Raw genomic sequence first — 24,100 nt, 5'->3', positions numbered from 1 at the left:
ATGTCGATTAAGTTCGACGCCATTCTTCGCGGCCGCCGAGGCGTTTGCTGACCCGATTCCCCCCGCCGGCCCGTCCGACGAACGACCCCGCGATTCGGGACTTCCGCCCCTACTCCGGCCCGTGGGCGGAATGGTCGCATCTGGTGATGACGAAGAGCGACCAAGGCACCAAGTCGTGCCACATCGACGTGCTGGTCGAAGAGCGCGAGGAGAAAACCCGGGCCAAGGCGCGGCTGTCCTGGGCGGGCAGCACGCTCGTCGGCGTGGGCGTGGCACGCCTCGACCCGGCCGACCCGCCGGTGGCCGCGATCGGTGACGAACTCGCCGTCGCGCGCGCCCTCTACGACCTGGCGAACCAGCTGTTCGCCGCGACATCCACCGACATCCAGGCCAGCACGCACGAACCCGTAACGGGTCTGCACCGCTGAGCGACGGCGACGAAGAGCGAGAGCCAGCATGAGACGACGCCCCGACCTACCGGCCGTCCTCGACGTCCAGGTAACGACGCACGGGCAATTGCCCGGCGCCGACGACTACGCCCGCACCAAGATCGGCGAGCTCGGCCACCTTACCCACGAACCGGTCCTGCACGCCCACGTCAGGCTGAGCGAGCACGGCGACCCCGCCGTGGCCCGCCGGGTGATCGCGCAAGCCAATCTCGACGTCAACGGCCGACCGGTGCGCGCGCAGGTGGAAGGCGTCACGGCGCGGGAGGCGATCGACCGTCTCGAGGCGCGGCTGCGCCGGCAACTGGAACGCGCCGCCGAACACTGGGAGGCCAAGCGGGGCGGCGTGCCCAGCCGCGGGCCGCACGAATGGCGGCACGAAACCGAGCCGACGCACCGGCCGAAGTACTTCCCCCGGCCGGAAGGCGAACGCCGAATCATGCGGCACAAGTCGTACAGCCTGCCCACCTGCACCGTCGAAGAGGCCGCGCTGGAGATGGAGCAACTGGACTACGACTTTCACCTCTTCACCGAGGAAGCCACCCGGCAGGACAGCGTCATTTATCGCGAAGGCCCCACCGAATACCGTCTGGCACAGGCCAACCCGGGCGCCACCGACGAGCTGGCGCCCTTCCGGCTGCCGCTGACCATCAGCCCGCAGCCGGCCCCGCGACTGACCGTCGACCAGGCCATTGAACGGATCGGGCTGCTCGGGCAGCCCTTCCTGTTCTTCGTCGACACCGGCCGGGACCGGGGGAGCGTGTTGTACCACCGCTACGACGGGCACTACGGGCTGATCACACCGGCCAGCTGAATACCACTAGACCAACTGAATCCGCGGCGGTCCCGGCATCCCCCTGTCCGGGACCGCCGCTCCAAACTCCGGGCGGCTCAGTAGTTCTCGTTTCTACGGGTCTCGTTCTTACGCGCCGCGGCGGTGCGCCCTGTCGCCCGCGGCGTAGCGCAGCAGCGCACCCACGCCGTCCGCCGGGGTGATCAGCTCGCCGGTCCGGGCCAACGAGGCGCCCACGGCGATCGCGGTGAACGGCAACGCCTCATCGGCCCGTGCCACCCGTCCCACCGGCTCGCCCAGCTCGGACAGCACATCGGCATCGGGCGCGACGGTGGTCAGCGACGTGCCGGTGACCACGGTGGCGTCGCCCAACTCGCCGACGATCAGCGTGGCGACGTTGCCGTCGCGCAGCGCGCGGCAGACGTCGGGGAGGCCTTCAGCCGCCCGCCCCGAGCCGCGGCCGACCTCCGCCTCGAAACGTTCGGTGAGGGCGGACATCTCGAGGCCTCGGCGGCGCGCGAACTCCGCGCCCGTCAGCTCGCTCAGCTCTTCGTCGTCGCAATGGCTCTTCCGCGTCCCGGCGTGCAGCTGCGCCACCCGTTCGGCGACCCGCTCCGGCAGTTCGGCAATCAGGTCCGCAAGCGAACGCACCTCGCCGCACAGGAACACCACTTCGGGGTCCGCGTCGTCCACCAGGCGCGTGAGTTCGTCGGCGACCGCACGGCAGTTCATCCGGATGGCTTCCTCGGTCGTGTGTTGCAGGTCGCCGTAACCGTTCCAGCCGGCGGTGACCGGCTTGTGCACCGGATAGCCGCCGCCGTCAACGCTTTCGGAACTGACGGTGCCCCCGCGATGCAGGCTGATGTCGGCCCCCGCGCGGTCGATCGAGGCGAACACGTAGGTGGGACGCCGCATTTCGCCGTCGATCAACGGCACCAGGTACGGGTAGTCGGACAGCCGGGCCACGGTGGCCGGCGGCGGGCTGAGCAGATTCTCGTTGATCAGGACCTGCTCGGCCGTCGCGATCACCGCGCGGCCGCGCCGCCCAACGGTCGGCCGATGGTGCCACACGGCCTGCTCCACCATGCCGACGACGTCCTCGCCGGCGCCCATGTCGTGCAGCTGCTGGCGGATGCCGTGCCACTTGGCTTCCAGCTGCTCGGTGGCGTCCAGGGTGTCGTGCGAGTCGTCGAAATACACCGAGGCGAACGGGCCTTTCGCTTTGACCAGCCATCTGAGGCGATCTGTTTGCATGTCATCCCTCTCCACTGCTGCCATTGCCGCTATGTGCCAACCGTAGGAACGGCGGGCGCGCCTCCACGAGGGTCGTTAGCCCCGAGACTGGGGTCTTAGGTCCCGGGCCACGCCATCCCCCGAGCGTCACGCCAGCGTGACTAGCGCCCGCCGGGGTCACGCTGGCGTGACGCTCGGCGAGGCGCGAGCGCGTGACGCTCGGCGAGGCGCGACCGCGTGACGCTCGGCGAGGCGCGACCGAGTGACGAAGGCCGACCGTCACTGCGCGTAGAGGGCGTCGAGGCGATCGGCGAATTTGTCGATGACCACCTTGCGCTTGAGTTTCATGCTCGGCGTCAGATCGCCCGATTCCACCGTGAATTCGCGGTCGGCGATCGCGAATCTCTTGATCTGCTCCCAGCGATTCAGCTCGGCGTTGAGGGCGTCGATGTATCCGGCGATCAGCTCCTGTGTCTTGTCGTCGTGCGCGATCTCGGCGAAGGACTTGCCCGCCAGACCATTCTTGTTGGCCCAGTCGGTGATCGCCTCGGTGTCCAGGCTGACCAGCGCGACACAGTACGGCTTGCCCTCCCCGTAGACGACGATCTCGCTCACATACGGGCAGGCGCCCTTGAAGCGCGCGTCGATCGCCGACGGCGCCACGTACTTGCCCTGCGACGTCTTGAACATGTCCTTCTTGCGGTCGGTGATTCGCAGGAATCCGTCGGCGTCGATCTCCCCGATGTCGCCGGTATGGAACCATCCGTCCCCGTCCAGCGCCTCGGCGGTCGCGTCCGGCATATCGTGGTAGGCGGTCATCACGCCGGGCCCCCTGAGCAGCACCTCGCCGTCTTCGGCGATCCGCACATCGGTGGCGGGAAACGGCCACCCGACGGTCCCGAACCGATAAGCGTTGGGGCGGTTGATAAACGACGCCGCCGCGGTTTCCGTCAGCCCGTAGCCCTCGAGCACGATGATGCCGACGGCGTCGAACCACTGCGCGACGTCGCGGTCCAGCGCGGCGGCGGCGGAGACGAAGAAGCGCAGGCGGCCGCCGAAACGCTCCCGGATCGTGGTGAACACCAGCCGGTCGGCGACCTTGTAGGCCAGCGACGACGCCAACGACGGCTTCTTGCCGGCCTGCCGGGCCTGCGACACCTTGATGCCGACCCCGATGGCCCAGTCGAACATCATCTTGGTGACCTTGCCCCGATCGGCGGCCATGTCCTGGATTCGGGCGTGGGCCTTCTCGAAGATGCGCGGCGCCGCGCCCATGATGGTCGGCCGCAGGGCCGCGAGGTTGTCGATGATCCGCTCGACGCGGCCGTCGATGGCGGTGGGGAAGCCGATCTGCAAGGGCAACGCCAGCATCACCTTGCCGAACGCGTGCGCCAGGGGCAGCCAGAGGAAGTTCAAGTCGTCGGGGCCCAGGATGTCCAGCGAATCGATGGCGGCGGCGGTGTACGTCCACGCGCCGTGCGTCAGGCGCACGCCCTTGGGCCGTCCGGTGGTTCCCGAGGTGTAGATGAGGCTCGCCAGCTGCTCGGGGCCGACGGCCGCGACCCGCTCGTTGACGGCGTCGGGCCTGTCCGCGAGCAGTTGCTTGCCCAGCAGGTCCAGATCGGCCAGCGAGATCACCCAGTCACCGTCGCCGTTGCCGTCGATGAGGACGACCTTGCTCACGTCGGGCAGTTCGGCCCGGTGCTCGAGCAGCTTGTCCAGCTGGGTCTGGTTTTCGGCGACCACCACCCGGCTGCCGGAATTGGCGACGATGTAGGCGACATCGGTGGCGTTCGTCGTCGGATACACCGTGGTGGTCGCGCCGCCTGCGCACATGATCGCGAAATCGGCGAGCACCCACTCGTACCGCGTCGCGGAGGCGAGCGCGACACGGTCCTCGGGCCCGATCCCCAGCGAGATCAGCCCCGCGGCGAGATTGCTGACGCGTTCGCCGACTTGCTGCCAGGTCACGCTCGCCCAGGTGTGGTCGAGCGGATACCGGAAGGCCTCCGCGTGGGGGGTGGCCGCGACGCGATTGACGAACATCTGTGCCACCGACGGGGCGCGGTTCTCGATCTTGCGGAAGTCGGGCCTCTCCATTGAGGCCAGCGGTGCTTTCATGACGCGATCCATTGTTGCCGAACGGATACCGGGACGTGGTCGACCCGGTAGGTACCGTTCGATCCTGCGAAGGCGCTGGGGTCACGCGGTAGAGACGAAAGTCACGTGGGGATCGGCAAACGTCCCCGGACGGGCGTCAGTCGGCCAGGGCTATCTCGATGGACAGGCACTCACCGAGGGCGTGTGCGGCGGACCAGTCGCCGCCGCGGACCGCGCGCTCGAGGTCGTCGACCAGCGGGCTGTGGGCGCCCAGCTCGGCCAACCAGGCCGACACGGTCGCGGGTATCTGATTGGCGGGTACGCGGGCGACATGTCCCTCGTGCAGGCGGTCGGTGAGCTGATAGATCGTGGCTGCCGGCCTGCGCTGTGACCAGTGCTGCCGCCACTTCGCTGTCTTCATGTTCCCTCCCCGCTAGCCTCAACGGTCCATCCGACCAGACCCAGAGGTCCGGCCGTAGAGGCCAAGAGCACGATCGCCCAAAGGCTTTGGTCTCGCTTCCGGCCTGCCGAGGTCCCAGTCCGGCAGGGTCTTATGTCACTGCGGTCACCTACCTACTTCTCCCGCGAGGACGGCGCTGGTCGCGTACCGTACATCGGGAGATGGTGCATCGCCACGCTACTCGTTTCAAGGGCGCCGGATCGCCAAATCGGCGAGAAGACCGATTTAGCAACGGATTCGCAATCGGGGCGTGATTCGGGCCGCAGTCTCGGGCGGAGAGGTGGGCAGACGTGAGGGCTGTCAGCACCGACGAGCTGGCGGCGCTGCCCGTTTTTGCCGGTGTTCCGGCGGAGGACCTTGCCGGGTTGGCCGGCCTGCTGGAGCCGTTGCATGCGATCGCCGGTGAGGTGCTGATGCGGCAGGGCGAGCGAGCGGAGTCGTTCGCGATCATCGCGTCCGGCCGGCTCGTGGTGAGACACGTCGGGCCGAAGGGCCGGGTCACGACCACCGAGCTGGCGTCGGCGACGATCATCGGCGAGATCGCGTTGCCGCGGCACGCGCCCCGAACGGCGACGGTGACCGCGCGCGAGGACGTGCGGGGTTACACCGGATACGGCGCCGCCTTCGACTGCATCCTGGCGATGCCGGTCCTTGCCGACCGGATGCTGCGCACCGCGCGGCAGCGGTTGGCCGCCTTCATCGCCCCCATTCCGGTGTCGACCAGAGACGGCGCCCCGCTCTCGCTGCGCCCCGTCCTGCCGGGCGACGCCGAGCGGTTCAAGAGCAGCGGTTCCTTCTCCCGGGAGACCCTGTACCGGCGGTACCAGGGTGGCGCCCCGACCGATGCGCGCCTGGCCTATCTGTTCGAGGTCGACTACGTCGACCACTTCGTGTGGGTCGTCACCGACGGCGTGGCGGGGCCGGTCGTCGCGGACGCCCGCTTCGTCCGCGACCAGGACGACCCCGCATCGGCCGAGGTTGCGCTCACCGTGGCGGACGGCTACCAGGGTCGCGGGATCGGGACGCTGCTGCTCGGTGCGCTGGCCGTCGCGGCGCGCGTGGACGGCATCAAGCGGTTTCACGCCCGGGTGCTGTCCGACAATCCGCCCGCCCGGGTGCTGGGAGACAAGGTGAACGCGCGCTGGGCGCACGAGGAACCGGGGGTGGTCACCACGACGGGCGAGATACCGCGCTTTCGCGATCTGCCCCTCGATCGCGCCGTCTATCAGCAGATCCGGGACGTGGCCCGTCAGGTGATCAACGCCTTCGACTAGCGGTCGCAAGTGACGAATGCCCCGCGATTCGATGGCTTTGCGCCCTTCCCGGACGCGCCGATGCACCCGCAGCATCGACGTGTTCGCCAGTTCAAGGAGCCGCCCCGTGGAGTCGCTCACCGTCTGCGCTGTGAGGCCCGCCGGCCACGCCCGCCCGGTGGCCGACCGGTGCGCTGGATGAACGATGGCGACCCAAGATTGCGCCCCTCCGGTCCTGGCGCTGGTGCGCGGTTTGGTGGCGGAGGTTCATGCGCAGGCCGCGCCGCCCCGCGTCACGCTTGACAGCTCGTTCGACACCCTGGGAATCGGCAGCCTGGAGCTTGCCGAACTGCTGCTGCGCGTCCAGGACAAATTCGGGGTGACGCTGCCGCCCCACATCCTGGCCAGCGCGGAGACGCCGCGCGACCTGGTGGCCGCGCTCAACCCGGCCCTGGTTCTCAGCCGTCCCGCGGTGCGGGCGGACCGTGGCGGCGTCGCACCGCCGGCCAGCGCGTCGACCGCTGCGGAGCCGGAGTCCGCGCTGACCCTCAACGACGTTCTCAACTGGCACGTCGGCGCGACCCCCGACCGCACCCACCTCCGCATCCTCGACGATGCGGGCGGCGCCCCGGACGGCGCCGACATGACCTACTCGGCCCTGCACCGGGGGGCGGCCGCCGTGGCGTCCGGGCTGATCGCGCACGACGTCATGCCGGGCCAGGCGGTCGCGATCATGTTGCCCACCTGCCGGGAGTATTTCGTGACCTTCGCCGGTGTGGCCCTCGCCGGTGCGGTGCCCGTCCCGGTCTACCCGCCCTCGCGACCCTCCCAGCTGGCCGATCACCTGCGCCGCACCGCCGGCATCCTCGCCAACGCGGGCGCCACGATGCTCGTCACCGTGCCGGAGGCCGTCACCCTCGGCCACCTGCTGCGCTCGAACGTGGAAAGCCTGCGCCACGTCGTCGTCGCCGAAACACTGACGCGCGCAGGCGAACACGCCACCACACCCCTTCCCCGTCCCCGCGCCGGGGACCTCGCGCTGGTGCAGTACACCTCGGGCAGCACCGGGCAGCCCAAAGGCGTCGCGCTCACGCACCACAACCTGCTCGCCAACATCCGGGCGATGGGCCGGGCCGCGGCGGCCACCGGGGCGGACACGTTCGTCAGTTGGCTCCCGCTGTACCACGACATGGGCCTGATCGGTGCGTGGTTGGGTTGCATGTACTTCGGCGTCCCCCTGGTGGTGATGAGCCCGCAGGCGTTCCTGATGCGCCCGTCGCGATGGTTGTGGGCGATTCACGACAACCGTGCCAGCATGTCGGCCGGCCCGAACTTCGCCTACGAGCTCTGCCTGTCGAAGATCCGCGACGACGAGATCGAGGGGCTCGACCTCAGTTGCTGGCGACTGGCCTACAACGGCGCCGAACCGGTGAGCGCCGCGACCATCGAACGATTCGGTGATCGCTTCGCCCCCTATGGGTTTCGCCGCGAGGCGATGACGCCGGTCTACGGGCTGGCCGAGTCGTCGGTGGGTCTGGCCTTCCCACCGTTGGGCCGCGGTCCGCTGATCGACCGAATCCGCCGGGACGCATTCGCCCGGTCCGGCCGGGCCGAGCCCGCCCGGCCGGGGGAGCGGGACCTGCGATTCGTCGCCTGCGGCCGGCCGTTGCCGGGGCACGAGATCCGGATCCTCGACGCGGCCGGCAACGAATTGGGCGATCGCCGTGAGGGCCGCGTCGAGTTCCGCGGTCCGTCGGCGACCGCGGGCTACTTCAACAACCCGGCGGCCACCCGCGCGCTGTTCCACGGCGACTGGCTCGACACGGGCGATCTCGGATACACGGTCGAGGCCGACCTCTACGTGACCGGCCGGATCAAGGACGTGATCATCCGGGCCGGACGCAACCTGCACCCCGCGGAACTCGAAGAAGCGGTGGGCAACATCGGGGGCGTCCGCAAGGGATGTGTGGCGGTGTTCGCCTCCCCCGATCCCTCCGGCGGCCCCGAACGGCTCGTGGTGCTGGCCGAGACCCGAGCGATCAGGGACGACGCCCGAGCCGCGCTACGCTCCGAAATAGCCTCCGCTACAGTCGATCTGCTGGGCGTTGCACCCGACGAGGTGGTGCTGGCGCCGCCGCGCACGGTGCTCAAGACGTCCAGCGGCAAGATCAGGCGGGCCGCCAGCCGCGGGCTGTATCAGGCCGGCAGGATCGGCGCGCGACCGCGCGCGGTGTGGTGGGAACTGGTGCGGCTCCGCCTCCGTGGGGCAGCGCCGTCGCTGCGCCGCGCTCGTCGGGCGGCGGAAGACGTGGCCTTCGCCGGATACGCCTGGGCGGTGTACACGGTCCTCGGGTTGCACGTCGCCCTCTTGCTGCTGCTGCTCCCGCGGGCGGACTGGCGCTGGCGGGTGGCCCGCGCGGCGGTCCGGCTGCTGGCCCGCCTCACTGGGACGGCGATCAGCGTGCACGGCCTCGACGGCCTCCCGTCGGGCGCGTCGATCGCGGTGGTCAACCATCCCAGCTGGATCGATCCGTTGGCGCTGGCGGCGGTGATGCCGCGATCGTTTCACTTCGTCGCCGCCGAAGTCCTTGAACACCAAGGCCTCAACGGGTTCGTGCTCAGGCGGCTGGGCCACCAGTTCGTCGAGCGGCACGAGCGTGAACACGGCGTGGCGGACACCGACCGCCTGACCGGCCTGGTGCGCGCCGGGCAGTCATTCGTCATCTTTCCCGAAGGTCGCCTGGCCCGTGCCCCGGGGTTGCGGCCGTTCCACATGGGTGCGTTCGTGGTGGCCGCCCGAACCGGCGCGCCGGTGACCCCGGTGGGGATTCGCGGGACCCGGACCATCCTTCGTCCCGAGCACCATTTCCCGCGGCGCGGAGCCATCGACATCACGGTCGGTCGGCCGATCGCGCCCGCGGGCGACAACTGGGCAGCGGCGGTCGAACTGCAACATGCCGTGCGGGACGCCGTGCTGCTGCTCTCGGGGGAGCCGGACGTCGAATGATCCGGGGTGCGGATTATTCGTCGTGCTTACCGACCGCCTGGCCGGCACTTCGCACCACGCTGCGGAAGAATTCGATGCGCGCGGTGACCAGCTCGTCGGCCAGGTCCAGGGCGGCGTCCACGACGGTCTTGCGTCGTGACTGCTCGGGGAGCACCGGGCTGATCTGGTCGACGAACTTGCGGACCGCCTCGATCGCGTGTTTGCGGCCGGTCTCGACCGATTCGAGCACGTCGTCAGAGAGTTCGGCCCAGCGCGGCTCGGACTTTTGCGGTGCCTCGCTCATGATCCCACTCCTAATCGACAAGGGGGCGTCGGAAATGCCTGCGGCCGCTCCGACGTTACGACCGGCCGGGCGCCGGCGCGAGTGACGAAAGACCCTTCGGGCCCTGTCATATGGCCCGGGGCGCTGCGCCGCCGTCGGCTTGCCAGCCAAGGACTTTCGCGGCCGCTGCCGGGCCGTAAGTCCCTAACACGCCGATTTGGGCGCCTGCTAGTTTGCCCACATGGCGGTATCGACCAACGATGGCGGTTCCCGGCGTCCGGGTGTATTGCCCTTGAGCCCGCCCGGTGGCGTCGGCCTGAGCAGCGCCGTCAAGCCGTTCACCAGCACCGGCCGGTACCTCGCCGAGTCGTGGCGCGACTACCTCGGGCAAGCGCCCGACGAGCTTCCGATCGCCCGGCCCACCCTCGCCCTGGCGGCGCAGGCGTTCCGCGACGAGGTCGTCCTGATGGGCCTGAAGGCCCGGCGTCCGATCAGCCGGCCGGAGGACTGCGAGCGCATCACGGGCGAGGTGGTCGCGGGGCTGAAGTTCTACGGCGACCGCGGCTGGCTCGACCATCCGAAGAGATTTTTCCGCCCGCCCCCGCCCCTCACGGACGTCACGATGCGACAGGTCAAGAAGGGCAGGCGAACCTTCTATCGGATGTCTTTCGACAGCGGATACCTGCCCCGGCCGGGTGAACCCGGCGCCCAGCGGTGGACGAGCTACAGCGCAAACAACCGCGAGTACGCGCTGTTGCTGCGTCACCCGCAGCCGCGGCCCTGGCTGGTCTGCATCCACGGCACCGAAATGGGTCGCGCCGCTTTGGATCTCGCGTTGTTCCGGTCCTGGCGGCTGCACGAAGACCTGGGGCTCAACGTTGTCATGCCGGTGCTGCCGATGCACGGCCCGCGCGCCCGGGCCCTGCCGAAGGGCGCGGTGTTTCCCGGGGAGGACATCCTCGACGACGTGCACGCGACGGCGCAGGCGGTGTGGGACATCCGGCGGTTGTTGTCCTGGATACGCCGGGAGGAGCCGGAATCGCAGATCGGGCTGAACGGCCTGTCGCTGGGCGGCTACATCACCGCACTTGTCGCCAGCCTCGAACAGGGCCTGACCTGTGCGATCCTCGGTGTCCCCGTCGCGGACCTGGTCGGGTTGCTGAGTCGGCACTCCGGCCTCGCCGCCGACGATCCGCGCCGTCAGACGATCGAACTGGCCGAGCCCATCGGGCGGATGACGTCGCCGCTGTCGCTGGCGCCCCTGGTGCCCCGGCGGGGCCGCTTCATCTACGCCGGCGTCGCCGACCAGGTGGTGCACCCGCGCGAGCAGGTGGTCCGCCTGTGGGAGCACTGGGGCAAGCCCGAAATCGTCTGGTACCGCGGCGGTCACACCGGCTTCTTCCGTGCGCGACCGGTACAGCGGTTCGTCGAGGCGGCGTTGCAGCAGTCCGGCCTGTTGAACGGGGCCGCGGCGCAGCGCGACCTCCCCGCCTAGTCACGGCGGCCGACGGTGAACCCGCTGGATCCGCTGGACGCAGCGATGATGACCGCGGAGGCGGTGTCCAACCCGATGCACGTCGGCGCCGTGCTGATCCTGTCGCCCCCCGCCGGCGCCGGGCCGGACTACGTCGACGAATTGCACCGGGCGACGCTCGCCGGGAACGACTCGATCGATCCGCGGCTGCGCCGGTACCCGCACCGCGGCGTGGACACCGGCGGCATGTGGGTGTGGCGGCACGCGGATTCCGTTGACGTGAGCCGGCATTGCCAGCGCCGGACCGTGATCGGGGACGGGTTCTGGCGGCTGATCGGCGAGCTGGACGCCCTGCGGCTGGACTGGAGCCGGCCGATGTGGATGTCGTATCTGATCGACGGCCTCGACGGCGGCCGCTTCGCCTTCTACATCAAGGTGCATCACACCGTGACCGACGGGGTGGCGGGTTTCCAGATGATCACCGACGCGCTGAGCGCTGATCCCGACCGCCGGTCGATGCCACCGTTTTACGCGGACCGCCGCCCGCACGCCCCGCCGGCGCCGGGTGGGCTGGTGTCCCGTCTGGTCGCACCGCTGCGCACGCTGACCGGCGCGGCGACGTCGGGCGTGGGGCTGATCGGGCGGGTGGCCACCGGCGAAATCGCGACGGTGCTGGACAGTTTGGTCGGGCACACCACCGTGCTGCCCCTCGGGGCGCCCTACACCCGGTTCAACGGCCGCCTGGGCCCCGAGCGTGCGGTCGCCGCGGGCAGCTGGGCGAAGGATCGCATCCAGGCCGTGCGGCGGGCGGCCGGCGTGACCGGCAACGAGGTGCTCACCGCGATGGCGGCCGGTGTGGTGCGGCGCTGGCTGCGCGACCGCGGCGAGCTGCCCAACCGCCCACTGGTGGCCGCCTGCCCCATCACGGTGCGCGACCCCGCGCACGACACACCGAACGACCAGCACGGCAACAGGTTTGGACTGTGGATGTGCCCGCTGGGCACCGACCTGGACGATCCGCTGGCCCGGCTGGATGCGATCCATCGGTCGATGTCGGAGGGAAAGCACTGGGTGGCCAAACGGGGAGCGGCGGCGTCGCTGCTGACCAACGCCGGAAGCATCGCCGCGACGGCAATCGGCCCGCTGCTGCCGTTCACCCCGAAGATCCGCACCGGATACAACCTGCCGATTTCGCACGTGCGCGGCCCGGCGACCGAAATGTATTGGAACGGCGCCCGTATCGAGGCGATGTACCCGGTGTCGACGGTCTACGACGGTCACGCGCTCAACATCACGACGTGCTCGTATGCCGACCGGATCGGGTTCGGTTACGCCGCCGGCCGCGAGGTGGTGCCCGATGTCGAGACGTTCATCCCGATGACCGAGGAGTGCCTGGCCGAGCTGGAACGCGCGCTGGGCTAACCGGGGCACCGCGGTTCGCCGGGTGCACGCGCCGGCGCCGAACGAGGACGAACGGCCCTAGAGGGCGGCGCGCCCGGGCCCATAGGTTGAGCATCGGGCGCCGGTAGATCGGGCGTCCCGGCGCGAGCAATCCGGACCTCGGTTTCAGCGGATACAGGTGGCAAGGCTGTGGCGTTTTTCAAGGTGGTGGCGGTCGACTTCGACGGCACCCTCACCTCGAGCGGCAGCCTGGACCGGGCGACCCTGCACGCCGTCGACCAGTCGCGGAGCGAAGGCCTGGCGATCGTGGTGGCCACCGGCCGCATCGGCGCCGAATTGCACGCCGAGTACCCGCAGTTGGCCGACCACGTCGACGCGCTGGTGTTGGAGAACGGCGCCGTCGTCGTGTTCGACGGGCAGGCGCACGCGCTGGCGCCGCCGGTCGGTCCCGACCTCGACCGGGCGCTGGACGAGCGCGGGATCCCGTACCGGCGGGGCGAGGTGCTGGTGGCCGTCGCCGGCGAGCACCTGTCTGCCGTCGTCGAGGCGATCGCCGAGCTGGGGATGGACTACCAGCTGATCCGAAACCGGTCCGCCCTGATGGTGCTGCCGGCGGGCATCACCAAGGGGACCGGGCTGACCGCGCTGCTCGAGATGATGAATCTGTCCCCGCACAACACCGTGGCGGTGGGCGACGCGGAGAACGACCTGTCGTTGCTGGCCGTCGCCGAGGTAGGTGCCGCGGTGGCTGACGCGGTCCCGTCGCTGCGGCGCTTCGCCGACGTGGTCCTGGACGCGCCGGGGGGCGCGGGCGTCGCGGGGTTGCTGACCGGCCCGTATCTGTCTGGGGCGCAACGCTTTTGCCCCCCGCGCCACTGGCTCGAGATCGGCGAATTCGACGACGGAACCCCCACCAGGGTGCCGGGGAGTCAGGCGCGCATCCTGGTGACCGGGCCCGCCGCGTCGGGAAAGAGCTACCTCGTCGGCCTGATGGCGGAGCGATGGCTCTCGGCCGGCTACTGCGTCCTGGTCATCGACCCCGAAGGCGATCACCTGCAGCTGCAGCAACTCAGCCATGTGCGGGTCGTGGACACCGGCCACCACCTGCCGGAACCGGCCGAGCTGGTCGACGCGCTGCGCCCGAACTCCGGCCTGGTGGTGGACTTGTCGGGTTTGGCCGAACCGAGCAAGAGCGACTACGTGCGCCGGCTGCGGTCGACCGCCGAGGCGCACCGCGAACAGTACGGATTTCCGCACTGGGTCGTCTACGACGAGGCCCATCTGCTCGGCAACGGGGAGGAGGCGCACTGGGCGCGTCGGGGCGGTTACGTGCTGTGCTCGTTCGTCCCGGCGTCGTTGCCCGCCCACGAGCTCGACAGCAGCGACGTGGTGCTGGCGCTGACGAGGCCCGACACCGCGACGGACCTGGGGTCGCCCCGCGGCGCCAGCGTCCGATTCGGCGCGGGACCACCGCGCGACTTCACGATCGGCGAACGCCACACCAAGCACGTGCGGCACCGCCACAAATACGCCGATATCCGCCTCCCCGCGGAGCGGCGGTTCTACTTCCACACCACCGACGGCCTCCCCATCGCTCCCGCCGCAACGATGCACGACTTCACCGTCGCGCTGCGGCGGCTCGACCAACAGGCGCTCGAATACCATCTCGAACGCGGCGACTTCTCGCACTGGCTGGAAGGCACCATCGCCGACAAGGAGCTCGCGGCGCGGGTGGCGGCCTGGGAGGACGACCTCGAGGCCCGTCGCGCCGCCGACGTGGAGCGCATCCGCCAGCAATTGGTGCAGGCGGTGGAGAAACGTTACCTGCCTTCCGAACAACGCCGGTGAGCCGACCGGCACGGGGCCGCGCGGCCTAGTTCGTGATCCGGGCGGCCCGACGGCTTTGCCTGGGCTGCACGGGCTTTCGCGACAGGGCCCGGGTCACCAAGCGTGCGACGCCGAGTTCGATGCCGCGGGCCAGCTCGTCGACGTCCGGTGTGGCGTCGTAGTCGGCGGTGACGCCGATCGCCAGTTCGTCGACGTAGCTGAGCATGCTGATCACGGTGCGCAGCTGCAGGGCGATGGGCGGAATCGGCAGCAACTGCTCGACCGGACGGCCCAGGACCTGGAGCCGCTGGCGCGGACCGGGCACGTTGGTGGCCAGCGTGACGACGCTGCGCTGCGGGAGCCGGGTCAGCACCCGCACCGTCCACGCGTTCACGGCGAACGGCAGGTAATTGGTCAGCGTGACAAAGGCTTTGGCGGCCTGCCGTTCACCGCTTGCCTTGAGCCTGCCCAGCCGCGCCTGCACCGTTTTCAGCCGCCTGACCGGATCGTGTTCTTCGACCGGCAGTGACGAGAGCATCGCGGAGACGCGGATGTCGGTGCGGTCCATGGTGTTGGGCGAACGCACCGACACCGGGATCATGGTGCGCAGGGAGTTGCGCCGAAGTTTCTCCCCGCGGCGCAGCAGCACGGTCCGGAAGCTGTCCGTTATCGCGGCCAGCGCCACATCGTTGAGTGTCACGCCGAAGGCCTGACAGACGGTCTCGACGTCCTTCATCGAGACCCGCGCCGCGCTGTACCGGCGCATGGTGCTGACCGGTCCGCGCAGCGACGACCCTCCCGCCGGCGCGAGCAGGCCGGCGATGAATTCGGTTGCCCCCATGGCGGTGTGCGCGGCGGTACTGGTGGTGGCCACCGACGCGCGCCACAGGCCGCGGGCCCAGGTCCGCGGGTCACGACGCAGTCCCGCCGACAGCACGATGGACGGTGGCGGTTCCTTGGCGGCGCAGATGTCGCCGGCGTACGTTTCGCCGGTGCCCGGGTCGGCAAGGCGGGTGATCATCCGCACGATGGCGATTCCGTCGGCCAGGCAGTGGTGAATCTTCACCAGCGTGGCCCACCGCCCAACCGGCAGGCCCTCGATGATCCAGCACTCCCACAGGGGATGATCGCGGTCCAGGCGGCGTTCCATGAGGTCGGCGATCAAGCGGAACATCGCCGAATCGTCGCCCGGGGGAGGCAAAGCCACCATGCGCACGTGGTGGCCGATGTCGAAGTTGGTGTCCTCGATCCATCCCGGCGCCGCCAAATCGAAGGCGTGCTTGTGCACGAGTTGGGTGAACCGGGGCACGTCGCGAACGCGTTCGGACAGCGTCGCGGCCAGTTCCTGTGGGTTAGGCACCGGCCCGTCGATGACGGCCAGTGTGCCGATCGCCATACTCACGTGCCGGTCGGCGTCCTCGGCCTCCAGGAAACTCGCTTCCAGGGTGGTTAGCTGTTCCATGCCCCGCTCATCTCCGCTTCGCACTGATCGGGATCACTATCCGTCGCGCGGCGCGAGTGCCGATAGTGCCGTTGGTCCCGAAGCGGTGGGACCGGTCTACCGCCGGGCCCGCCGGTTACCGCCGGGCCGGGCGCGAAGCGCGGCCCACCTGGCCCAGAATGCGTTCCAGGACGGTGTTGGACAGGTCGCCGTCGTCGGCGACGCGCGCCAGCCCGCGGCGGCGAAGGAACGTGTCGAGGCGTCGATCGGGCGACCAGTCCGCATAGATCGGGCCGAGATAGCGCGACTGCAGGAACTCCCACGCCAGTGCGTCCACGTCAGAGTCGGTCAACAACAACGGTGGGGTACCACCCATGGCCGTCATACTCCCTTGTTCAGCCGCAACCGGCACCAGCCAAGTTACGTCAGACGGCGCCCCCATTCCGTCACGCGCAGATTGCGGATCGGGTCCAAAGTCATCACCGGATTCGGCCGTGCGGGCCCGGGCCACGCTGCCCGGGCCCGTGGTCCGGCCGACTACTTGGCGGCGATCTTTACGTGCTTCTCCTCGGGCGCGGGCTGCGAAACCGGCACGGACACAGTCAGAATGCCCTTGTCGTAGGTGGCCTTGATGTCGTCCTCGTTCGCTCCCGACGGCAGCGCCACGGTGCGCACGAACGAGCCGTAGGAGAATTCCGAACGGCCGTCGAATTCCTTCTTCTCGCTGCGCTCCGCCTTGATCGTGAGCTGACCGTCGCGGACGGTGACATCGACGTCCTTGGCCGGGTCGATGCCGGGGATCTCGGCGCGCACCTCGTAGTGGCCGTCAACCATCTCGTCTTCCAGTCGCATGAGCCGGGTGTCGAACATCGAACGGATTCCGGCGAACGACGGGAATCCCGAGAAAAAGTCGGAGAACTCGGGGAACAGCATGTGCGACTTCTGCGTCGCGGGCACGGTGGTGGTCATGGTCTTGCTCCTGAAATGTCTGTTGCTGAAACCGACGCCTCCGATCCGACCATGCGGGCCGGCTCCGCGGTAGGGACGGAAGTCCCTATCACGTTTTGGGCGATGACTTTTGGCCCGGCGGGGATACTCGAGTGATGGTCGGGACAGCGCGGTCCGCGCGGTGGCCGTCGAACGTCCGGCGCCGGGACGGGCGCCTGGTGCCCTTCGACGTCGCCCGCATCGAGACGGCGATCGGCCGGGCCGCGCGGGAGGCCGGGCACCGTGACCCGCAGCTGCCCGCGTTGCTGGCCCGGTCGGTCGCCGACGCCCTGGTGGGCCGGTTCCGCAGCGGGATCCCCACGGTCGAGGGCATCCAGGACCTGGTCGAGGCGCGGCTGACGGCGGACGGGCTGGACGACGTCGCCCGCGCCTACGCCGTGTACCGCCGGCAGCATGCCGAACTGCGCGCGACCAAAGAGCTGCTGGGCGTGCGCGACGAACTGAAGCTGAGCGTGGCCGCCGTGACGGTGCTGGGCGAGCGCTACCTGCTGCGCGACGACCGTGGCAGGCCCGTCGAATCGACCGGCGAGATGATGGATCGCGTCGCGGACCACGTCGCGGGCGCCGAGGAGAAGTTCCGGCCCGGCTCCTCGGCACAGTGGGCCCAACGGTTTTCGGCGCTGCTGCGCGGCCTCGAGTTCCTACCCAACTCGCCGACGCTGATGAATGCCGGCACCGAACTGGGGCTGCTCTCGGGATGTTTCGTTCTGCCCGTGGACGATTCGCTGCATTCGATCTTCACCGCGCTCGCGCAGGGCGCGGACATTCACCAGGCCGGCGGGGGGACCGGCTACACGTTCAGCCACCTTCGGCCCACCGGCGATCTGGTCGTACGCACCGGGGGAACGGCCAGCGGGCCGCTGTCGTTCCTCCGCCTGTTCGACTACGCCGCCGCGGTCATCTCGATGGGCGGTCGCAGGCGCGGCGCGTCGATGGCGGTGCTCGACGTGTCGCACCCCGACATCTACGACTTCGTCACCGCCAAATCCGGCTCGCAGACCGAGCTGAACCAGTTCAACCTGTCCGTCGGCGTGACCGACGAGTTCCTGCGCGCCGTCGGGCGCGGCGGCAGCCACCGCCTGGTCAACCCGAGGACGGGCAAGACGGCCGCGACGGTGTCCGCGGCCGACCTGTTCACCGCGATCTGCGAAGCCGCACACCGGTGCGGCGACCCCGGGCTGGTGTTCCTCGACACGATCAACCGCGCCAACCCGACGCCCGCCCTCGGCCGGATCGAGGCCACCAACCCGTGCGGCGAAGTCCCGCTGTTGCCCTACGAATCGTGCAACCTGGGCTCCATCAACCTTGCCCGGATGGTCGGGGCGGGCGGCGTCGACTGGGAACGACTCACCGCGGTGGCGGAGCTGGCCGTGCGTTTTCTCGACGACGTGATCGACGTCAGCCGCTTGCCCTTCCCGGAGGTGGAGGCCGCCACCACGGCCACCCGCAAGATCGGCCTGGGGGTGATGGGCCTGGCGGAACTGCTGGCCGGGCTGGGCATCCCGTACGACAGCGAGCGCGGGGTGCGGCTGGCCGCCCGGATCGCGCGCACCGTCAACCGGGCCGCGCACGCCGCCTCCGAGCGGTTGGCCGAGGAACGCGGACCGTTTCCGGCCTTCGGCCACAGCCGGTTCGCGGGCTCGGCGCCGCGGCGCAATGCCCAACTCACCTCGATCGCCCCGACCGGCACCATCTCGCTGATCGCCGGGACGAGCGCCGGGATCGAGCCGATGTTCGCGATCGCCTACATCCGCGCCGTCATCGGGCGGCGCCTGCTCGAGGTCAACCCGTGCTTCGACCGGCTCGCCCGCGACCGGGGTTTCTACCATCCCGACCTGATCGCCGAAATCGCCCGGCACGGCGGCGTGCGCCGGGACCCACACGTGCCCGCCGAAGTTCGGGCGGCGTTCCCCACCGCCGCGGAAATCGCCCCGGAGTGGCACCTGCGGATGCAGGCCGCGGTGCAGCGGCACGTCGACGCCGCGGTGTCCAAAACCGTCAACCTGCCGGCGGAATCGACCGTCGAGGACGTCCGCACGATCTACCTGGCCGCGTGGCGAGCGAGGGTGAAGGGCATCACCGTGTACCGCTACGGCAGTCGGGCCGGGCAGGTGCTCAGCTACGTCGGTACCGACGAGGCGCTGCTCGCCGCCGACGCCACGTTCAGCGGCGGCTGCCTGGGGCGCCGGTGCGAGTTTTGACGCGTCCCACGCGGACCGGTCGGCCGCAGCGGCCCCGGGGTCCAACGACCCTAGCGGCGAGCACGGCGTCGCCCTACCGTCGGTGAGGGGCGGCAGTCAACCGCCCTGTCGCAACGACTTCGGAGGTTCTGCGGTGCGCGATGCCATTCCGATTGGGCGGATCGCCGGTTTTCCGGTGAACGTCCACTGGAGCGTGCTGGTGATCCTGTGGCTGTTCACCTGGAGCCTGGCCAGCACGCTGCCCGGCAGCGTCAAAGGGTATTCGCACGGCGCCTACTGGCTGGCCGGGGCGTGCGGCGCGCTGGTGCTGTTGGCCTCGCTGGTGGCGCACGAACTCGCGCACGCCGTCGTCGCCCGCCGCGCCGGGGTGTCCGTGGGCAGCGTGACCCTCTGGCTGTTCGGCGGGGTGACCACCCTGGGTGGCGAGGCGAAGACACCCAAGGCCGCCTTCCGCATCGCGATCGCCGGCCCGGCCACCAGCCTCGCGCTGGCGGCGATCTTCGGCGGCCTGGTTGCCGCCCTGTCGACCGTGGGCGCCGCCCCCATCGTGGTCGGCGTCGCCTCCTGGTTGGCCGGCATCAACCTGCTGCTGGGCCTGTTCAACCTGTTGCCGGGCGCGCCGCTGGACGGTGGCCGCGTGCTGCGCGCCTTCCTGTGGCGACGCCACGGGGACAGCGTCCGCGCCAGCATTGGCGCGGCCCACGCCGGACGGGTGGTGGCGTTCATCCTGATCGGGTTGGGATTGGCCGAATTCCTGCTGGGCGGGATGGTGGGCGGCGTCTGGCTGGCCTTCATCGGCTGGTTCATCTTCGCGGCCAGCCGCGAGGAGGAGACGCGGATTTCGACCCAGCAGATGTTTTCCGGGGTGCGTGTCACCGACGCGATGACGGCCCGGCCGCACACCGCCCCGGGATGGATCACCGTCGACGATTTCGTCCAGCGCTACGTGCTCGGCGACCGGCACTCGGCGTACCCGGTCGTCGACCCGAGCGGTGCGGTGACGGGCCTGATCACGTTGCGGCAGTTGCGTGACGTCGCGCCCGGGCGGCGCGCCACCACCACCGTGGCGGAAGTCGCGCAACCGCTGCACGAGGTGCCCTCGGGCGCGCCGCAGGAACCGCTGACCGCGCTGCTGGAGCGGATGGCGCCCGCCGGTCCCCGCAGCCGCGCCCTGGTGTTCGAGGGCGGCCAGGTCGTCGGCATCGTGACGCCGACCGACGTGGCGCGGCTCATCGAGGTCTACCGGCTCGCCCACCCCGGGGACGCGAAACCGGCCTCGACGCAAAGCGTTTAGGCAATGCCGCTTACCGTCAGGGTTTGTGGGCGACGATGGCGACGGCGGCCAGCTGCTTGCGGTGCCGGCGGAACGTGCGGCGCATGGTGAGAACCCGCTTGCGGGCGTCCCGGTGCACGAGCACGTTCCGGGCGAACCGCAGCGCCCCGAGCAGCCCCTCGTCGGCGACCAGTCGGCGCGGTTGCAACAGGGCCATCGGCGCGGTCGCGACGTGGTCGACCACCAGCCCGTGTTCGGCCAGCAGCCGGGACCATTCCGCGATCGTCAGCGGGCGGGCGTTGACCTTGATCGCCCGGGCCAGCGATTGCCGGATGTCGGTGCTCACCTCGTCGGAGACGGAGTCCGGAGTGAGGGCCAACTCGTGGATCGCGTAGCGGCCGTGCGCGCGCAGCACGCGCGACGCCTCGGCGACGATCGCGTGCTTGGTGGCGTCACCCTGCATGGTCAGCATCGCCTCCCCGATGACGACGTCGGTGCTGGCGTCCGGCAATCCGGTCGCCGCCGCGTCGGCGACGCGGACGTCGCCGTTCTTGACGCCGAGTTCGGCGAGCACGCCGCGAACGACGTTCGCCGCGTCGGGATCCGCCTCGGCGCCGACGTACGAGCGGGGGTGGCGGGCCAGGATCTCGGTGGCGGTGCGGCCCAGGCCCGGGGCCAGCTCGACCACGTCCGCGTCGGCCAGCCCGGCGCGGGCCAGCAGCGTGCGCGTGAGTTCGACGCCGCCGGGGCGCAGGACCCGCTTGCCGAGCCGGGCCAGCAGCCAATGGCCCGCAACGGCGTCGTCGGCGCGAGCCGCCGAGGGCAGGGGAGGCCGCGCATCGGCGGGTGGCTTGGTCATCAGACCGCCTGTCCCGCAGTGCGTTTCAGCGGCTCCAGAACCAGCGCCTGGCGCCGCTGATGCACGGTGAGGTAGCGCAGTCCCTCCGCGCCCGCGGTGAATTGCCGCCGCGAGCGGCGCGGCAGCCACAGCAACGCGCCCGGGAAGAGATCGATCGTGCCCGATTCGGTGGTCAGCCGGCCGCTGCCGGACAGCACGTGGATCAGCACGTCCAGGGCGGGTCCGGTGTGCGCGTCGATCGAGCCGCCCGGCGGCAAGGCGATGACGTTGGAATCCAGGTCGCGTTCCCGGGCCTCGAGCTTCCACACCGCCCCGGACGCGTCGGCTCCCGCCGCGGCGAAGTCGTTGGTGTCGGCCAGGATTCGGGGCGGCGGGGTGGAGGTGAGCTTGGTGATCCGGATCCGCCAGACCTCGGGCCCCTTGTCGAGGTATTCCCAGTCGTATCCGCCGGGCAGGTCGGCGTCGAATTCGGCCCGCAGGTGCTTGGGGTCGTGGTTGTTCACCAAGACGAACGACTCACCGACCGACAGGGCGGCGTAGGTCGCGAAGATCGTGGGGTGCTTGTCCGGCTTGCGCAGCTGCCGGACGTCAAGCTCGTTGACGGACACTGGTTCTCCCAAACTCTCGTTTTTACAAGTGAGGTTGTGTAAACTCTAGCGCATGACGTACGTGATCGGGAAGCCATGCATCGACGTGATGGACCGCGCTTGTGTCGACGAGTGTCCGGTCGACTGCATTTACGAGGGCGGTCGGGCGCTCTACATTCATCCCGACGAATGCGTGGACTGCGGGGCGTGCGAACCGGTGTGCCCGGTCGACGCGATCTACTACGAAGACGATCTGCCCGATGAGCTCAACCCGTACCTGGCCGACAACGCGGCGTTCTTCGCCGAAACGCTGCCGGGACGCGATGCGCCGTTGGGATCCCCGGGTGGAGCGGCGAAAATGGGTCCGCTCGGTGTAGACACGCCTTTGGTGGCCGCTCAACCGAGGGCCGACCAAGCGGAAGGAGCGTGAGGGTCCCGTGAAGTTGCCGCCCACGTCGATCGGGGAATCAGCGAGCCGCCGCCGCGAGGTGCTGCGGGTGTTGCGGATGTCGCCCGATCCGATGAGCATCGCCGCGATCGCCGACGTGTTGGGCGTGCACCCCAATACCGTCCGCTTCCACCTCGACAGCCTGGTGGGTGACGGGCAGGTGGAGCACGTCGAACTCGACCGCAAGGGGCCGGGGCGTCCTCCGCTGATGTTCCGCGCCGTCCGGCAGATGGACCGCGGCGGCACGCGGCACTATCGCCTGCTCGCCGAGGTGCTGGCGACGGCGTTCGCCGCTGAGCCGGACGCCGGCGCCAAGGCGGTGGCCGCGGGCCGGGCCTGGGGGCAGAAGCTCGATTCCAGCCTGGAAGCGGTGCCGGCCGGGACCACCAGCGCCGAGGAGGCCATCGACCACCTGGTCAACATGCTCGACGAGCTCGGCTTCGCGCCCGAACGCCGGACCGCCGACGGGGAGCAGCAGGTCGGCCTGCGGCACTGCCCGTTCCTGGAGCTGGCCGAAAACCGGACCGCCGTGGTCTGCCCGGTGCACCTCGGCCTGATGCAAGGCGCGATGGATGCGTGGGGGGCGCCCGTCTCGGTCGACCGGCTCGACGCGTTCGTCGAGCCCGATCTTTGTGTGGCGCACCTGGCGTCGCAGCCGGCGGCCACATGAGTGCGCCGGCGGCGGTCGCCGTCGCGGTCACCTTCGTGTGGCTCGGCATGGTCCTGGCCATCTCCTTCTTGGAAGCCCCGCTGAAGTTCCGCGCGCCCAACGTGACGCTGCAGATCGGGCTCGGCATCGGGCGGCTGGTGTTCCGGGCCCTCAACACCGTCGAGGTGTGCTTCGCCCTGCTGGTCGTGGCGATCGTGGTCGCCGGCCCGGCGCCGGTCGGCAGCACCGCCGCGATCCTCGTCGCCGCCGGCGCGCTGGCCGTGCAGCTGATCGCGGTGCGCCCCAGGCTGACGCGCCGATCCGACAGCGTCCTCGCCGGCTCCGACGGACCGCGCTCCCGGGCCCATTACGTCTACGTCGGCTTCGAGGTGGTCAAGGTCGTCGCGCTGACCGTGGCCGGGATACTGCTACTGACGGCCTGATCTCCTCCGCCCAACCGCAAAGGACTCAGCTATGGAATCGATCTCGTTGACCAGCCTCGCGTCCGAAAAGCTGGCCGAGGCCAAGGAATCGCACAGCGGCCGGGCCGCCCACACCATCCACGGTGGCCACACTCACGAACTTCGGCAGACCGTGCTGGCTTTGCTTGCCGGCCATGAACTCGCCGAACACGACAGCCCCGGTGAGGCGACGCTGCAGGTGCTGCAGGGGCACGTGCGGCTGACCACCGGCGGTGACGCCTGGGAAGGCAAGACCGGCGACTATGTCGGGATTCCGGCCGAGCGGCACGCCCTGCTCGCGGTCGAGGATTCGGTGGTCATGCTGACCGTGCTGAAGACCATTCCCTCGGCTCACTAGCCGGATGCTTGCCACGCCCTGGTCGAGGGGATTCGGGCTGCGGGTACCGATCGTCAACGCGCCGATGGGCGGCGTCGCCGGTGGCCGCCTAGCCGCGGCGGTCACCGCGGCCGGCGGGCTGGGCATGGTCGGGATGGGCAGCGTCGCCACCCGGGAACTGCTGCAGGCGCAGCTGCAGCACGTGCGCGGGACGTTCGGCATCGGCCTGGTCGACTGGGTGATGCGCACCGAGGCGGGTCTGCTGGAGGATGCCCTGGCCGCGCGGCCGGCCCTGTTGTCGGTCAGTTTCGGCACCGACTGGTCCTGGGTCGCCAGGGCGCACGACGCCGGGATCCCCACCGCCACGCAGGTCTACGACAGCGTCGGGGCGCGCCAGGCGGCCGACGCCGGCGTCGACGTCCTGGTGGCCCGCGGCTCCGAGGGTGGCGGCCACGGGGAGACGAAGCTCGCGACCCTGCCATTGCTCGACAGCGTGCTGGACGCCGTGTCGGTGCCGGTCCTGGCGGGCGGCGGCGTCGCGTCGGCGCGCAGCCTGGCCGCCGTGCTGGCCGCCGGTGCG

The 24,100-nt window shown here is 70.1% G+C and carries 23 protein-coding genes; 14 read left to right on the top strand and 9 right to left on the bottom strand.

Translation table 11 applies throughout. From position 1 onward, the window contains the following. Positions 1 to 146 precede the first annotated feature (146 nt). Together HMPREF0591_RS27540 and HMPREF0591_RS27535 are read left to right on the top strand one after the other, a co-directional pair. Positions 147 to 428: a DUF1876 domain-containing protein gene (locus HMPREF0591_RS27540; protein WP_007172062.1), complete on the top strand. Its 282-nt coding sequence runs from the start codon at positions 147 to 149 to the stop codon at positions 426 to 428. Between the two features lie 28 nt (positions 429 to 456). Further along, on the top strand, positions 457 to 1,260 hold the full coding sequence (locus tag HMPREF0591_RS27535; protein ID WP_007172061.1) for a ribosome hibernation promotion factor: 804 nt from the start codon (positions 457 to 459) through the stop codon (positions 1,258 to 1,260). A gap of 108 nt (positions 1,261 to 1,368) precedes the next feature. Here the strand turns inward: HMPREF0591_RS27535 and HMPREF0591_RS27530 are convergent, their stop codons facing one another. From HMPREF0591_RS27530 to HMPREF0591_RS27520, 3 genes are all read right to left on the bottom strand, one after another. Further along, positions 1,369 to 2,493 (bottom strand): Rv2629 family ribosome hibernation factor, encoded by a 1,125-nt coding sequence (locus HMPREF0591_RS27530; protein ID WP_040624174.1) that lies wholly within the window; start codon positions 2,491 to 2,493, stop codon positions 1,369 to 1,371. Between the two features lie 258 nt (positions 2,494 to 2,751). Beyond that, positions 2,752 to 4,593 carry an AMP-dependent synthetase/ligase gene (locus HMPREF0591_RS27525; protein ID WP_040624238.1) on the bottom strand — a complete coding sequence of 614 codons (1,842 nt, stop codon included), beginning with the start codon at positions 4,591 to 4,593 and terminating at the stop codon, positions 2,752 to 2,754. A gap of 136 nt (positions 4,594 to 4,729) precedes the next feature. After that, a complete protein-coding gene (locus HMPREF0591_RS27520; protein ID WP_007172058.1) occupies positions 4,730 to 4,993 on the bottom strand; it encodes a hypothetical protein in 264 nt (87 codons plus the stop codon). A gap of 329 nt (positions 4,994 to 5,322) precedes the next feature. On the opposite strand from HMPREF0591_RS27520, the gene HMPREF0591_RS27515 reads away from it, so the two are divergent. Together HMPREF0591_RS27515 and HMPREF0591_RS27510 are read left to right on the top strand one after the other, a co-directional pair. Continuing rightward, on the top strand, positions 5,323 to 6,306 hold the full coding sequence (locus tag HMPREF0591_RS27515) for a cyclic nucleotide-binding domain-containing protein (RefSeq protein WP_007172057.1): 984 nt from the start codon (positions 5,323 to 5,325) through the stop codon (positions 6,304 to 6,306). A gap of 184 nt (positions 6,307 to 6,490) precedes the next feature. Continuing rightward, on the top strand, positions 6,491 to 9,292 hold the full coding sequence (locus HMPREF0591_RS27510) for an AMP-binding protein (RefSeq protein WP_007172056.1): 2,802 nt from the start codon (positions 6,491 to 6,493) through the stop codon (positions 9,290 to 9,292). A 13-nt stretch (positions 9,293 to 9,305) separates the two neighbouring features. On the opposite strand, the gene HMPREF0591_RS27505 is transcribed toward HMPREF0591_RS27510, so the two are convergent. After that, positions 9,306 to 9,575, bottom strand: a complete 270-nt coding sequence (locus HMPREF0591_RS27505) for a hypothetical protein (RefSeq protein ID WP_007172055.1) — start codon at positions 9,573 to 9,575, stop codon at positions 9,306 to 9,308. A 220-nt stretch (positions 9,576 to 9,795) separates the two neighbouring features. On the opposite strand from HMPREF0591_RS27505, the gene HMPREF0591_RS27500 reads away from it, so the two are divergent. The 3 genes from HMPREF0591_RS27500 (at position 9,796) to HMPREF0591_RS27490 (ending at position 14,277) form a co-directional block, all read left to right on the top strand. After that, on the top strand, positions 9,796 to 11,049 hold the full coding sequence (locus tag HMPREF0591_RS27500) for an alpha/beta hydrolase family protein (protein ID WP_040624172.1): 1,254 nt from the start codon (positions 9,796 to 9,798) through the stop codon (positions 11,047 to 11,049). 15 nt (positions 11,050 to 11,064) lie between these two features. Beyond that, complete coding sequence (locus HMPREF0591_RS27495; RefSeq protein WP_007172053.1) at positions 11,065 to 12,450, top strand: wax ester/triacylglycerol synthase family O-acyltransferase; 1,386 nt, start codon at positions 11,065 to 11,067, stop codon at positions 12,448 to 12,450. A 168-nt stretch (positions 12,451 to 12,618) separates the two neighbouring features. Further along, complete coding sequence (locus tag HMPREF0591_RS27490; protein WP_007172052.1) at positions 12,619 to 14,277, top strand: HAD hydrolase family protein; 1,659 nt, start codon at positions 12,619 to 12,621, stop codon at positions 14,275 to 14,277. Positions 14,278 to 14,302: 25 nt separating this feature from the next. Here the strand turns inward: HMPREF0591_RS27490 and HMPREF0591_RS27485 are convergent, their stop codons facing one another. The 3 genes from HMPREF0591_RS27485 to HMPREF0591_RS27475 form a co-directional block, all read right to left on the bottom strand. After that, complete coding sequence (locus HMPREF0591_RS27485) at positions 14,303 to 15,718, bottom strand: WS/DGAT/MGAT family O-acyltransferase (protein ID WP_007172051.1); 1,416 nt, start codon at positions 15,716 to 15,718, stop codon at positions 14,303 to 14,305. A 115-nt stretch (positions 15,719 to 15,833) separates the two neighbouring features. Beyond that, complete coding sequence (locus HMPREF0591_RS27480; protein WP_170826130.1) at positions 15,834 to 16,049, bottom strand: hypothetical protein; 216 nt, start codon at positions 16,047 to 16,049, stop codon at positions 15,834 to 15,836. 185 nt (positions 16,050 to 16,234) lie between these two features. Next, the gene (locus HMPREF0591_RS27475) at positions 16,235 to 16,666 is read right to left on the bottom strand and encodes an Hsp20/alpha crystallin family protein (protein ID WP_007172049.1); all 432 of its coding nucleotides are present in this window, start codon (positions 16,664 to 16,666) and stop codon (positions 16,235 to 16,237) included. A 134-nt stretch (positions 16,667 to 16,800) separates the two neighbouring features. On the opposite strand from HMPREF0591_RS27475, the gene HMPREF0591_RS27470 reads away from it, so the two are divergent. Continuing rightward, a complete protein-coding gene (locus HMPREF0591_RS27470) occupies positions 16,801 to 18,906 on the top strand; it encodes an adenosylcobalamin-dependent ribonucleoside-diphosphate reductase (RefSeq protein ID WP_007172047.1) in 2,106 nt (701 codons plus the stop codon). 133 nt (positions 18,907 to 19,039) lie between these two features. Then, positions 19,040 to 20,200 carry a site-2 protease family protein gene (locus HMPREF0591_RS27465; protein WP_007172046.1) on the top strand — a complete coding sequence of 387 codons (1,161 nt, stop codon included), beginning with the start codon at positions 19,040 to 19,042 and terminating at the stop codon, positions 20,198 to 20,200. 16 nt (positions 20,201 to 20,216) lie between these two features. On the opposite strand, the gene HMPREF0591_RS27460 is transcribed toward HMPREF0591_RS27465, so the two are convergent. Continuing rightward, positions 20,217 to 21,038 carry a class I SAM-dependent methyltransferase gene (locus HMPREF0591_RS27460; protein ID WP_007172045.1) on the bottom strand — a complete coding sequence of 274 codons (822 nt, stop codon included), beginning with the start codon at positions 21,036 to 21,038 and terminating at the stop codon, positions 20,217 to 20,219. Continuing rightward, entirely contained in the window at positions 21,038 to 21,646 is a 609-nt protein-coding gene (locus tag HMPREF0591_RS27455) for a DUF2249 domain-containing protein (RefSeq protein WP_007172044.1), read from the bottom strand. The genes HMPREF0591_RS27460 and HMPREF0591_RS27455 overlap by 1 nt, the downstream gene beginning before the upstream one ends. 52 nt (positions 21,647 to 21,698) lie before the next feature. Here HMPREF0591_RS27455 and fdxA point away from each other — a divergent pair, with 52 nt between their 5' ends. The 5 genes from fdxA to HMPREF0591_RS27430 form a co-directional block, all read left to right on the top strand. Next, positions 21,699 to 22,055, top strand: coding sequence for a ferredoxin (fdxA, locus tag HMPREF0591_RS27450; protein ID WP_007172043.1), 357 nt, complete (start codon positions 21,699 to 21,701; stop codon positions 22,053 to 22,055). A 7-nt stretch (positions 22,056 to 22,062) separates the two neighbouring features. After that, positions 22,063 to 22,743 (top strand): helix-turn-helix transcriptional regulator, encoded by a 681-nt coding sequence (locus HMPREF0591_RS27445; RefSeq protein WP_007172042.1) that lies wholly within the window; start codon positions 22,063 to 22,065, stop codon positions 22,741 to 22,743. Next, positions 22,740 to 23,165: a hypothetical protein gene (locus HMPREF0591_RS27440; RefSeq protein ID WP_007172041.1), complete on the top strand. Its 426-nt coding sequence runs from the start codon at positions 22,740 to 22,742 to the stop codon at positions 23,163 to 23,165. Before HMPREF0591_RS27445 ends, HMPREF0591_RS27440 begins: the two co-directional genes overlap by 4 nt. Before the next feature lie 31 nt (positions 23,166 to 23,196). Continuing rightward, positions 23,197 to 23,541, top strand: a complete 345-nt coding sequence (locus HMPREF0591_RS27435) for a cupin domain-containing protein (protein ID WP_007172040.1) — start codon at positions 23,197 to 23,199, stop codon at positions 23,539 to 23,541. 4 nt (positions 23,542 to 23,545) lie between these two features. Further along, on the top strand, positions 23,546 to 24,100 hold a 555-nt coding region (locus HMPREF0591_RS27430), incomplete at its 3' end, for an NAD(P)H-dependent flavin oxidoreductase (RefSeq protein ID WP_007172039.1).

Origin of the sequence: Mycobacterium parascrofulaceum ATCC BAA-614, assembly GCF_000164135.1 — a bacterium.
Lineage (GTDB): Bacteria > Actinomycetota > Actinomycetes > Mycobacteriales > Mycobacteriaceae > Mycobacterium > Mycobacterium parascrofulaceum.
This window is presented reverse-complemented; position numbering and strand designations above follow the sequence as displayed.